The sequence below is a fragment of the Roseiarcus fermentans genome, assembly GCF_003315135.1.
Lineage (GTDB): Bacteria > Pseudomonadota > Alphaproteobacteria > Rhizobiales > Beijerinckiaceae > Roseiarcus > Roseiarcus fermentans.
In genome coordinates this window covers 81,105-93,163 of record NZ_QNRK01000011.1, presented here as the reverse complement: position 1 = coordinate 93,163, position 12,059 = coordinate 81,105, and the positions used below count along the sequence as shown (strand labels likewise).

11 protein-coding genes are annotated in these 12,059 nt (G+C 69.5%); 5 read left to right on the top strand and 6 right to left on the bottom strand.

Going from position 1 to position 12,059, the window contains the following annotated elements:
• Positions 1-302: 302 nt before the first annotated feature.
• Together DFR50_RS11640 and DFR50_RS11635 are read right to left on the bottom strand one after the other, a co-directional pair.
• On the bottom strand, positions 303-890 hold the full coding sequence (locus DFR50_RS11640; RefSeq protein WP_113889377.1) for an HdeD family acid-resistance protein: 588 nt from the start codon (positions 888-890) through the stop codon (positions 303-305).
• 486 nt (positions 891-1,376) lie between these two features.
• Positions 1,377-3,230, bottom strand: coding sequence for an ABC-F family ATP-binding cassette domain-containing protein (locus DFR50_RS11635; protein WP_113889376.1), 1,854 nt, complete (start codon positions 3,228-3,230; stop codon positions 1,377-1,379).
• A 147-nt stretch (positions 3,231-3,377) separates the two neighbouring features.
• Here DFR50_RS11635 and yajC point away from each other — a divergent pair, with 147 nt between their 5' ends.
• The 5 genes from yajC to DFR50_RS11610 are packed head-to-tail and all read left to right on the top strand — an operon-like array spanning position 3,378 to position 7,672.
• Complete coding sequence (gene yajC, locus DFR50_RS11630; RefSeq protein WP_342634556.1) at positions 3,378-3,794, top strand: preprotein translocase subunit YajC; 417 nt, start codon at positions 3,378-3,380, stop codon at positions 3,792-3,794.
• 49 nt (positions 3,795-3,843) lie between these two features.
• Complete coding sequence (secD, locus tag DFR50_RS11625; protein WP_113889375.1) at positions 3,844-5,433, top strand: protein translocase subunit SecD; 1,590 nt, start codon at positions 3,844-3,846, stop codon at positions 5,431-5,433.
• Between the two features lie 30 nt (positions 5,434-5,463).
• Entirely contained in the window at positions 5,464-6,420 is a 957-nt protein-coding gene (gene secF, locus DFR50_RS11620; RefSeq protein WP_113889374.1) for a protein translocase subunit SecF, read from the top strand.
• Positions 6,417-6,809, top strand: a complete 393-nt coding sequence (locus DFR50_RS11615; protein WP_245427649.1) for an Mth938-like domain-containing protein — start codon at positions 6,417-6,419, stop codon at positions 6,807-6,809. The genes secF and DFR50_RS11615 overlap by 4 nt, the downstream gene beginning before the upstream one ends.
• A complete protein-coding gene (locus tag DFR50_RS11610) occupies positions 6,806-7,672 on the top strand; it encodes a squalene/phytoene synthase family protein (RefSeq protein ID WP_170153174.1) in 867 nt (288 codons plus the stop codon). Before DFR50_RS11615 ends, DFR50_RS11610 begins: the two co-directional genes overlap by 4 nt.
• Positions 7,673-7,681: 9 nt before the next feature.
• Here the strand turns inward: DFR50_RS11610 and DFR50_RS11605 are convergent, their stop codons facing one another.
• From DFR50_RS11605 to DFR50_RS11590, 4 genes are read right to left on the bottom strand one after another with little or no spacing between them, the layout of a single operon-like run.
• Positions 7,682-8,518, bottom strand: coding sequence for a FadR/GntR family transcriptional regulator (locus DFR50_RS11605; RefSeq protein ID WP_113889372.1), 837 nt, complete (start codon positions 8,516-8,518; stop codon positions 7,682-7,684).
• Positions 8,519-8,531: 13 nt separating this feature from the next.
• Entirely contained in the window at positions 8,532-9,494 is a 963-nt protein-coding gene (gene yjfF / locus DFR50_RS11600) for a galactofuranose ABC transporter, permease protein YjfF (RefSeq protein WP_113889371.1), read from the bottom strand.
• Positions 9,491-10,549, bottom strand: coding sequence for an ABC transporter permease (locus DFR50_RS11595; RefSeq protein ID WP_113889370.1), 1,059 nt, complete (start codon positions 10,547-10,549; stop codon positions 9,491-9,493). Before DFR50_RS11595 ends, yjfF begins: the two co-directional genes overlap by 4 nt.
• Positions 10,546-12,033 carry a sugar ABC transporter ATP-binding protein gene (locus DFR50_RS11590; RefSeq protein WP_113889369.1) on the bottom strand — a complete coding sequence of 496 codons (1,488 nt, stop codon included), beginning with the start codon at positions 12,031-12,033 and terminating at the stop codon, positions 10,546-10,548. The genes DFR50_RS11595 and DFR50_RS11590 overlap by 4 nt, the downstream gene beginning before the upstream one ends.
• Positions 12,034-12,059 lie beyond the last annotated feature (26 nt).

Below are 12,059 nucleotides of genomic sequence, written 5' to 3'. Positions count from 1 at the left end.
GGCAGGCGCCGGGGCCTGATCCGGCGCGTCATTCCGACCGGACATTCTCTCTCCGAACCGATACAAGGCGCCGATCAGGATCACCGCCAGAAGAAGCGCCGGGATTGCCCACGGAGACTTCCCGTAGTCTTTCCACCTTTCCATTGTCTCGACCCACGACGCTTCTGGTCGGCGGCCTTCCAGGCGGCTATTGCGGGAAGCCTGCGGCCTCACCCCGCCTGACCTTCTCCCGCTCGCGGCACGAGGCGGCGCCCCGCCCGCCTGGACTCGTTCCCAGGCGGAGCCGACGAGGGCCTGCAGCCTTACGCCCCCGCTCCCTTCAACGCCCAGCCGATCGCGATCCAGGTGGCGCCGTAGAAAACCAGGTCGACGCCGATGAACAGGCCGATCACCCACAGGCCCGAGAACGGGAACTGGGCGAAGATCATCAGGCCGAGCAGGATGTTGATGACGCCGTCGATGACGTGCCAGCCATAGCCGCCGTAGCCGGCGCCGGCGTAGCCGATCATGCCCATCCCGGTGCCGGCGATCTGGAAGATGCCGCCGACGAGGAAGAACGCCGCCATCAGGAAGGTCAGCACTTCCGCTGAGACCCTCGGCCTCACGAGGAACATCAGGCCGACCACGCCGTAGAGAATCGCGGCCAGCGCGTGCTGGAAGAACCCGGCCCAATGGCCGACCCAGAAGGCGGCGCCGGCCTCGACCGCGGCGGCGATGACGAGCAGCCAGCCGAAGAACAGCATCGAAACGATGGTCGCCGCCACCGAGCGCCAGATCGCCGCGGCGCCGAGGACGACGAGCGCGGCGCCGAAGGCGATGATCCAGCCCCACTGGGTGGCGAAGGTCTTGGTCACCTCGATATCGAGGGTGTGGACGACGTCGGTATTCATGAGCGGTCACGCCTCCTGTAGACGAGTGCGCCCGGTTTAGGCCGCAAACCGGCCACAGTCCAGTTATTGGAACGGCTGCGGGATGTGTTAACGAGGCGCGGAGCCGGCGCGGGGCGCGCCGCTCGCCGCGCCGGTCGCGGCCGGCGTCTGTATAAAGCGCGACGCCGAGCCAACGTCCGGGCGCCGATTTTCGACGCGCCGCACTTTTCAGGTCTCGATTCGAGCGATCGACATGTCCGGTCGTTTCCCCATTCGCTTTCACCGACAAAATTATTTGTTCCGACTTGCGCGGGCGCCGCGCCGGGTCGAGGCGAACGCTCGAACAGGAAGACAAGGCGCGCTCGGTGTCCGGACATCGATGGCAGGTCGCGACAGGCGTCGGGGCTGCGGCAAGCTGTCGCGCTTTGTGGACGTCAAGCCGGCTGGACGTTTTCCGCGCCGCCGACCCCGGGTCCGCGGGCGGCGCCGGGCGTCGGAGCGCCGCCGTCAGGACGCCCCTTCGACCTGTTCCGACAGCTCGAGCCACGCCTCCTCGGCGGCGGCGAGCGCGCGTTCGAGGTCGCCGCGGCGTGCGGCGAGGTCCGCCACCTTGACCGCGTCGCCGCCTGCGCCGGCCGCTTGCGCCAGCGCCTCGTCCACCCGGCGCAACAGGTCCTGGAAGCGGTTCATCTTGTCTTCGAGCGCGGCGAGCTCCCGCTTCATCGGCGCCGGATCGCGCTTGCGCGCCGGGGCGGGTTTCGCCGCGGACGACGCCTGCTTCTTCTGCGCCGACGGCGCGCTCTGGCCGAGGACGAAACGGCCGTAGTCGGCGACGTCGCCGTCGAACGGCTTCACCGTGCCGCCCGCGACCAGCCACAGCCGGTCGACGCAGGCCTCGAGCAGCCGCCGGTCGTGCGACACCAGAATGCAGGCGCCCTCGTAGTCGTTGATCGCCTCGATCAGTTCGGCGCGGCTGTCGATGTCGAGGTGGTTGGTCGGCTCGTCGAGGATCAGCAGCTGCGGGCCGTCGAAGGTCGCGAGCCCCATCAGCAGCCGCGCCTTCTCGCCGCCCGACAGCGCCTCGATCCTGGTGTCGGCGCGGGCGCCCGAGAAGCCGATCAGCGCCGCACGGCCGCGGATTTTCGCCTCCGGCTCGCCGCGCATGCGCTGGGCGACATGCGTGTAGGGCGAGCCGCCGGGCTCGAGGTCGTCGACCTGGTGCTGGGCGAAGAAGCCGGTCTCGAGCTTGTTCGCCCGCACCATCTTGCCCGCCATCGGCGCGAGCCGCCCGCCGATCAGCTTGGCGAAGGTCGACTTGCCGTTGCCGTTGGCGCCCAGAAGCCCGATCCGGTCGTCGTTCGAAAGGGTCAGGTCGAGGCGCGACAGCACCACGCGCTCGCCGTAGCCGGCGCTGACCTTCTCCAGGGTGACGATCGGCGGGCTGAGCGGCCTGGCGACCGGCGGCCACTTGAACGGCAGGACGGCGTCGTCGACGACCGCCGTCACCGGCTCCATCTTCGCCAGCATCTTGAGGCGCGACTGGGCCTGGGTCGCCTTGGTGGCGCTGGCGCGGAACCGGTCGACGAAGGCCTGCAGGTGGGCGCGCCGCTCCTCCTGCTTCTTCAGCATCTTGCCCTGAAGGGCCTGTTGCTCGCGGCGCTGGCGCTCGAAGCTGGTGTAGCCGCCGGTCCAGAGCGTCAGCCGGCCGCGGTCGAGATGCAGGATGTGGTCGGCGACGTCGTCGAGCAGGTCGCGGTCGTGGCTGATGACGACGATGGTCGAGGGGCACGAGCGAAGATAGTCGGTGAGCCACAGCACGCCCTCGAGGTCGAGGTAGTTGGTCGGCTCGTCGAGCAGCAGGATGTCCGGCTCGGAGAACAGCACCGCAGCCAGCGCCACCCGCATCCGCCAGCCGCCGGAATATTCCGACAGCGCCCGGTCCTGCGCCGCCTCGTCGAAACCGAGGCCGTTGAGAATCCGCGCCGCCCGCGCCGGCGCGGCGTGCGCGTCGATGTCGACGAGCCGGGTCTGGATCTCGGCGATGCGCTCGGGGTCGGTCGCATCCTCGGCCTCGGCGCTGAGCGCGGCGCGCTCGACGTCCGCCGACAGGACGAAATCGATCAGCCGCTCCGGCCCGCCCGGCGCCTCCTGCTCGACGCTGCCGAGCCGCGCCCCCCTCGGCGTCGTGATCGCCCCCGACTCGGGGGAAATCTCGCCGCGGATCAGCCGGAACAGCGTCGACTTGCCGGCGCCGTTGCGGCCGACCAGACCGACGCGCGCGCCGCTCGGCAAGGCCGCGGTCGCGCCGTCGATCAGCAGCCGCGCGCCCAGCCGGTAGGTGAGGCCGTTGATATGAAGCATGGCGGGCTTTTGACCCGGCGGGCGTCAGGTTTCAAGCCGCGTCAGCTCGCCCGGCCGCCTGGGCGTCGCCTCAGCGCAGGCGGCGGCCGCGAGGGCCGGCGCGCCGACGAACCGGCGGCGTTGCTTTCGCAAGGCGCGCCGCTATATATGCGACGCTTTTTCGACGACCCCCTGATGAACGGCGCGGCCTCCGCGCCGCCGGAGCTGCTCCCCGTGTTCATTTCCGAAGCCTACGCCCAGACCGCCAGCGCCATATCGCTCGGCGGGATCAACGATACGGTCGTCCAGCTCGTGCCGATCGTGGCGATGATCGCGATCGTCTATTTCGTCCTGTGGCGGCCGCAGCAGCGCCGGGCGAAGGAGCAGCGCGCGATGATCCAGGCCGCCAAGCGCGGCGACACCGTCGTCACGTCGGGCGGGCTCATCGGCAAGATCAGCAAGTCCGTCGACGACAACGAGGTGGAGCTGGAAATCGCGCCCAACGTCAAGGTCCGTCTCGCCCGTTCCGGCATCGCCGAGGTCCGGGTCAAGGGCGAGCCGGTCAAGGACGCGTCGAAGGCCTGAGCGTCGCGACCGGTCGCGGCATAGTTTTGTAAGACAACGCGAGAGCCCGATGCTCCGATTCGCCCCCTGGAAATTGGCTTCGGTTCTGGCGATGGTGGCGGTGGCGATGCTGCTGGTCGTGCCGAGCTTCCTGCCCGCCGATCTCGTCGATACGCTGGCCGCCCGGGTCCCGAGCTTCGTTCCGCTGCGTCAGATCGTGCTCGGTCTCGACCTCCAGGGCGGCGCCTACATGCTGATGCAGGTCGACGACGCCTCCGTGGTCAAGGCGCAGGTCGAGGCGCTGCGCGACGACGTGCGCCAGAAGATGCGCGACGGCAAGATCGCGCTCTCGGGCGGCATCGTCACGCAAGGGCGCGGCGTTCTGGTGCGCATCGGCGATCAGGCCGAGCGCGACAAGGCCTACAGCCTGCTTCAGGCGCTCAGCCAGCCGATCGGCGGCGCGCTCGCCGGAGGCAACGGACGCACGCTGGACGTGACCGAGACCGACAGCGGGGTTCAGCTCACGCTGACGGACGCCGCCATCGCCGACAAGGTCCGCCACGCGGTGACGCAGTCGATCGAGGTCCTCAACCGGCGCGTCAACGCCATGGGCACCAAGGAGACCGTGATCGCGCAGCAGGGCCTGAACCGGGTGCTGATCGAGATTCCCGGGCTGCAGGACACCACCAAACTCAAGGAAATCATCGGCCAGACCGCCAAGCTCGACTTCCAGCTCGTCGCCGATCCCGGTGATCCCGCCAACGAGGTCGAGACGCTGCCGATGCAAAAGGGCGGCGGAACGATCACCGTGCAGAAGCGGATCATGGTCGACGGCGGCGACCTCGTCGACGCCCAGCAGAGCTTCGACCAGCAGACCGGCGAACCCGACGTGACGTTCCGCTTCAACCTGCGCGGCGGCCAGAAATTCGGCCAGGTGACGACCGAGAACGTCGGCCGGCCGTTCGCCATCGTGCTCGACGGCAAGGTCATTTCGGCGCCGGTGATCCGCTCGCCGATCACCGGCGGCACCGGCCAGATCACCGGCAACTTCACCTCGGAGGAGGCGAGCAGCCTCGCCATCCTGCTGCGCGCCGGGGCGCTGCCGGCCAAGCTCACGGTGGTGGAGGAGCGCACCGTCGGCCCCGGGCTCGGCCAGGATTCGATCGACGCGGGCAAGCGCGCCGCCTATGTCGGCGCGGTGCTGGTGGTGATCTACATGATCGCCACTTATGGCGTGTTCGGCGTCTTCGCCGATCTCGCGCTCGCGGTGCACATTCTGTTCATCTTCGCCTCGATGACGCTGCTCGGGGCGACGCTGACGCTGCCGGGCATCGCCGGCATCGTCTTCACCATCGGCATGGCGGTCGACTCCAACGTGCTCATCTACGAGCGCATCCGCGAGGAGGCGCATCTCGGGCGCTCGGTCATCTCCGCGCTCGACGCCGGCTTCAAGCGCGCCTTCGCCACCATCGTCGACTCCAACGTGACGATGTTCGTGGCGGCGCTGATTCTCTACCTGTTCGGTTCGGGCGCGGTCCGCGGCTTCGCCGTGTCGCTCGGCCTCGGGATCATCACCTCGATCGTCACCGCGGTGACGATGACCCGGATGATGATCGCCCTTTGGTATCGCCGCGTGCGGCCGACCAAGATACCGATCTAAAAGCGCGCCGGTCCCGGAAAAAGAACCCCCATGAAACTCCTCCGTCTCGCGCCCGAGAACACCAAGTTCGGCTTCATGCGGTTCCGCCGCGTGAGCTATCCGTTGTCGGCGTTCCTGTCGCTCGTCTCGGTGGCGATGTTCCTGTTCGTCGGCATGAATTTCGGCATCGACTTCGCCGGCGGCACGCAGGTCGACATCCGCGCCAAGAGCGGCGAGGTCCGCATGGCCGAGATCCGCGCGACCGCCGACGGCCTCGGCCTCGGGCGGGTGGAAGTGCAGCAGATCGGTTCCGGCGGCGACGTGCTGCTGCGCCTCAACGTGCAGCCGGGCGGCGAGCAGGGGCAACAGACGGCGATCGCCAAGCTCCGCGACGCTTTCGGGGCCGACTATGAATTCCGCAGCGTCGACTCGGTCGGCCCGAGCGTCTCGGCGGAGCTGGTGCAGAGCGGCACGCTCGGCGTCGTGGTGGCGATCATCGCCGTGCTGACCTACCTCTGGTTCCGCTTCGAGTGGCAGTTCGCCGTCGGCGCCATCATCGGCACCATGCACGATCTGTTGCTGACGGTCGGCTTCTTCTGCGTCACCCAGCTGGAGTTCAACCAGACCTCGATCGCCGCCATCCTGACCATCGTCGGCTACTCGCTCAACGAGACGGTCGTGGTGCTCGACCGCATCCGCGAGGTGATGCGCAAGTACAAGCGCCTCTCCACCGCCGAGATCATCGACATGTCGATCAACGCCGTGCTGCCGCGCACCATCATGACCGCGACCACGGTGTTCCTGGCGCTGCTCGCCCTGTTCTTCCTCGGCGGCCACGTGATCCGCTCGTTCTCCGCGGCGATGATCTGGGGCATCTTCGTCGCCACCTACTCGTCGATCTTCATCTGCTCGCCGATGCTGATCTACATGGGCGTGCGCGGCGACGTGTTCGACAAGAAGGACGAGGGCGCCGAGCCGGCCGCCGCGGACGCGAAGGCGAAGGCGTGACGGCGCCGTCCGCGCCCTTCGCGCCGGGACATCATGCGATCGTCGCCCACGGCGGCGGCGGCTTCGCCTTCGCCGGCATGATTCATCGCGGCTCGATCCTCGCGACGCCGCTCGGCGTGCGCCCGCTCGAGGCGGCCGCCGCCGGCGACCTCGATCCGTTGCGCCTCGCGCCGCTGTTCGCCGAGCTCTCGGCGCGTCCGGGGGCGATCGAGTTCCTCGTCCTCGGCTCGGGCGTCGACCTCGCGCCGCCGCCCTCGGCGCTACGGGCGGCGCTCAGGGAAGCGGGCCTGCGCTTCGAGATCATGGCCACCGGACCCGCGCTCCGGGTCTACAACGTGATGCAGTCGGAAGCGCGCAGGGTCGCCGCGGCCCTGATCGCCTGCCCGTGACGGCGGCGGCCGGACCCGACGCGACGCGGCTTTCGGAAGCCTTCCGGCACTGCGCGGCGATTGCGCGGGAGAGCGCCCGGGATCAATGGCTCGGAGCGCTGTTCGCGCCGGCCCGCAGCCGCGACGGATTGCTCGCGCTCGCCTGTTTCGATCACGAGATCCGGCAGGCGAAATTCCGCGCGCGCGACGCCAATCTCGCGGCGATCCGACTCGCCTGGTGGCGCGAGGCCGCGCTCGGCGCGCGCGACGCCGGCGGCAGCCCCGCGGCGCTGGCCTTCGGCGCGACGATCGACGCGTTCGCTCTGCCGCCGGAGGCGATCGAGGCGATGCTGGACGCGCGGCTGACCGAGATCGCGCCGCCATTGCCGTTCACGCTGTCCGAGTTCGAACGCTACGCCGGCGAAAGCGAGGGCGCGCGGCTGCGGCTCGCCGCGCGCATCGCCTCGGGCGGTCCGGACCTCGACGCGGCGCGGGCCCACGAACCGGCCGGCGCGGCGCTGGCGCTGGTCGGCATGCTCGCCGCCCTGCCGGCGCGGGCCGGCGCGGCGCCGACGCTGTTTCCCGTCGACGTGGTGGAGCGGCATGGCGGGGCGGCCGGCGACCTCGACGGCCGACGCGGCGCCGAAGCGGTGGTTGCGGCCGTCGCCGACCTCATCGCGCTCGCGCGCGATCGTCTGCTCGAGGCCGAGCGGCGGCTGAAAGCCTCGCCGGCGGCGATCCTGCCCGCCTTCGTTCCCCTCGGCGCGCTGCGGCTCGACCTCGACCGGCTGGCGCTGAACGCCGCGCGGCCGTTCGAGCCGTTCGTCGCGGCGTCCGCGCTCCGGCGCCAGTGGGCGATCTGGCGCTGGACGCGGCGGTTCTGACGGCGTCGGTCACGGCGCCGCGGCCAGGGCCGCCGCCTCGTCGCGCTGGCGCAGGTATTCGCGCACGTCGCCGATCGAATCGCGCAACAGTGCGGCCATCCGTTCGCGCGCCCGCTCCGGCGCGCCGTCGCGGATCGCTTCGAACACCTCGCGATGCTGAAGCAGGCGGTTGTCCTGGATGCCGGCGGCGCCGCGCCAGCTCAACCGGAAGGTGATTTCGAGCGCGGTGTGGATGAGGCCGCCGAGCGCGGCCACGAAGCGATTGCCCGACGCCTCGAGAATCGCCATGTGGAAATCGAGATCGGCGCCGATCAGGTCGCCCTCGCCGTTCTTGAACCGCTCCATCCGGTCGTAGGCTTCGGCGATCCGCTGCACCGTCTCGCGGGCCGGCGCCGCCGCCGCGAGCGCCGCCGCCGCCGGCTCGACCATCTGCCGCAACACGAACAGTTCGCCGACCAGATGCTCGCTCGGCGTCGCCGCGAGGTGCCAGGCCAGCACTTCCGGGTCGAGCAGGTTCCATTCGGACTTGGGCCGGACCCGGGTGCCGATCTTGGGCCGGGCGAAGATCAGCCCCTTGGCGTTGAGGATGCTGTAGGCCTCCCGCAGCGCCGTGCGCGAGACGGAGAACCGGGTGCACATCTCCTGGGCGTTGGGCAGCAGCGAGCCGTTCTCGTACAGGCCGGCGACGATCTCCTGCCCGAGCCGGCCGGCGAGCTGGCTGTAGATGTTGCGCTCGAACTCCGGAACGCCGTGGTCGCGCGCGGCCGGGCGCCCCGCCGGGACGTGGCCGGCGGCGACGCGGCGGCGCTTGAGGCCGGCGGTCGAGACTTTGCCCGGGCGGGTCATTGCGCCGGATCCCTCAAGCCGCGCCTCGCATCCGCAGCGAGCCGACCAGCGACCGCTGCAGGACGATGAACACGAACAGCAGCACGCCGCTGACGATCATGATCCAGGCCCCGTTCAGCGTTCCGTTGAAGATGATGATGGTCGCGATCAAACCAAGAATCATGCCGCCGAACAAAGTGCCCGCGACCATGCCGACGCCGCCGGTGAGCATCGTGCCGCCGAGCACGACCGAGGCGATGGCGGTGAGTTCGGCGCCGGAGCCGGCGAGCGGATAGCCGGACGAGGTGTAGAAGGCGTAGATCACCCCGCCGAGCGCGCTGTAGAACCCGCCGAGCGCGTAGATGCCGACCGTCGTGCGCCGGACCGGCACGCCCATCAGGGTCGCCGACGTCCGGTCGCCGCCGATCGCGTAGACGTTGGCGCCGAAGCGAGTGAAGTGGGCGATGACGATCCCGCCCGCGAGCGCCAGAAGCATGACGATCGCCGAACTGCGCAGCACGCCGCCGCCGGGCAGGGGAATGCCGAGACCGGAAAACCAGCCGACGAAACCGTTCTGGATCGGCACCGAATCGAGGTTGATCATGAAACAGGCGCCGCGCAGCAGGAACAGCCCCGCCAGCGTCACGATGAACGGCTGGATGTCGCAGATGTCGATGATGAGACCCTGGAGCGCGCCGAACAGGAATCCGAAGCCGAGCATCAGCGCCGCGGCGAGCAGCGGATGCCACCCGGCGAGGTCGAGATTGGCGATCACCACGCCGACGAAGCCGATCATCGACCCGATCGAAAGATCGATTCCGCCCGACAGGATGACGAACGTGGTGCCGAACGCCGCCGTGATGATGAAGGCGTTGTCAGCCAGGATGTCGCCCAGCACCTGCGTCGACATGAAGTTGTTGTAGAGCAACCCGCCGATCACGAAGATCGCGACGAACACGGCGATGGTGGCAAGGAGCGGCAGAAACTTCTCGTTCATCGCTTCGTCCTCGCGAGGGCATGGTAGAGGGCGTGGGTGAGGGCGCGGCGCAGGTTGGCCGACTGCAGCAACAGGACGCAGATGACCACGACCGCCTTGACCACGAGGTTGTATTCCGGCGGCAGGCCGCTGGTCAGGATCGACGTCGTCAGCGCCTGAATCACCAGCGCGCCCAGGATCGTCATGCCGAGATAGACCCGGCCGCCCGCGAGCGAGCCGCCGCCGATCACCACCGCGAGGATGGCGTCGAGTTCGATGTTGAGCCCGATGCTGACCGGATCGGAGGTGTGGGTGTCGGCGGCGAGCACCACGCCCGCCCAGCCCGAGCAGAAGGCGGAGATGAGATAGGCCGCGTAGATGATCAGGCGCGCGTTGATGCCGACGATGTTCGCCGCCGCCGGACTGCTGCCGACCGATTCGAGCATCAGTCCGAAGGCCGTGCGCCGGACGAGCAGCCACAGGGCGGCGAAGATCGCGACGAACAGCACGAGGCGGGTCGGGATCAGGCCGACGTGGCCGACGCTCAGGCCTTGCAGCAACGGGCTGGTGAAGCTCGGGTTGGTGCCGCCGTAGAGCAGGTTGATCATCAGCCCGATGCCGCGGCCCGAGGTCATCAGGATCAGAGTCGCGATGATCGGCTGGATGTCGAGGACGGCGACGAGGCAGCCGTTCCACAGGCCGCACAGCAGCGCCGAGCCGAGCGCGATGACGAGGACGAGCCAATGCGGGTCGCCGGCGTGGATGCGCCAGGTGATCACCGCGCCGACGATGGCGACGATCGATCCGACCGAGAGGTCGATGCCCTTGGTGCCGATCACCACCGCCATGCCGAGCGCGACCAGCGCCGTCGGCGCCGCGCGATAGAGGATGTCGACCAGGTTGCCGAACAGCCGGCCCTCGACGATGCGGATCTGGAAGAAGCCCGGCGAAATCATCCCGTCGACGGCGAGGATCAGCGCCAGCGCCAGAACCGGCCACACGGCGCGGTGAGCCATGAGCGCGCGCAGGCGCGACGGGGCGGGGGCGTGCGGCCGGATGTCGGAGGAGTGCTTCACGTCCGTGCGCCCGCGATGGTGTCGATGATCGTCTGCCGGTCGATGGCGCGCTCCTCGATCTCGCCGACCTTGCGGCGGTCCCTCAGGACCGCGATCCGGTCGCTGACCGCGACCAGTTCGTCGAGCTCGGACGAGGCGACCAGCAACGCCAGCCCCTCGGCGCAGAGTTTGCGGATCAGCGCCACGATCTCGGCGTGCGCGCCGACGTCGATGCCGCGGGTCGGCTCGTCGAGGATCAGGATGCGCGGGTCGGAGGTGAGGGCGCGCGCCAGCACGACCTTCTGCTGGTTGCCGCCGGACAACTGGCCGACCGGCTTGTCGGCGTCCGGCGTCGCGATCCCGAGCGCCTCGATCATCGCCTCGGCCAGCGCCTGCTGCGCGTCGAACGACAGCCGGCGCAGCCAGCCGCGCTTGGTCTGCAGGCCCAGAATGATGTTCTCGCGCACGCTGAGCTCGGCGAACAGGCCCTCGGCCTTGCGGTCCTCCGGGCAGTAGGCGACGCCGAGATGAAGCGAGCGGGCGGGGGAGGCCGACTTCACCTCGGCGCCGGCGATGGTCAGCTTGCCGGAATCGCGCTTGATGGCGCCGAAGACCAGCTTGGCGACTTCGGTGCGCCCCGAGCCGAGGAGGCCGGACAGCCCCACCACCTCGCCCGGGCGAAGCGTCAGATCGAAGGGCGCCATGACCCGCCGTCGACCGACCCCCTCGGCGACCAGGATCGGCTCGCCGTGGATCGCCGACGACTCGGACGCGGCCCGCCTCTCGGTGGTTTCCAACTCGCGGCCGAGCATCATCGGAATCAATTGCAGCGGAGGCAGTTCGGACGTCGGCGCCGACCCGACGCGGCGGCCGTTGCGCAGCACCGAGATGCGGTCGGCGATGGCGTAGACCTGGTCGATGAAGTGGGTGATGAACACGATCGCGATGCCGCGCGCCTTCAGGTCGCGGACGATGCCGAACAGCAGCGCCGTCTCGTTGGCGTCGAGGCTCGCGGTCGGCTCGTCCAGCACGAGAACCCTGGTGTCGTCCTCGAGCGCGCGGGCGATCGCCACGAGCTGCTGGACGGCGACCGAATAGGAGCCGAGCGGGCGCTCGACGTCGATCTGCGAGGCGATGTTGAGCCGCTCGAGGCGCTGGCGGGCGCGCCGCCGCGCTTCCCGCCAGTCGATCAGCCCGAACCGCTTGGGCTGGCGCAGAAGCGTCATGTTCTTCGTCACCGACATGGTCGGGACGAGGTTGACCTCCTGATAGACCGTTCCGATGCCGAGCGCCTGCGCGTCGCCCGTCGAGCCGATCCGGACGGTCTGGCCGTCGAGCCGGATCTCGCCGGCGTCGCCTTGCACGGCGCCGGTCATGATCTTGATCAGCGTCGACTTTCCGGCCCCGTTCTCGCCCATGAGCGCGTGAACCTCGCCGGCCTCGACGCGAAAGTCCACGCCGTCGAGCGCCCGGACCCCGGGAAACGCCTTGGAGACTCCCAGCATTTCGATACGCGCAGTCACGATTGTCT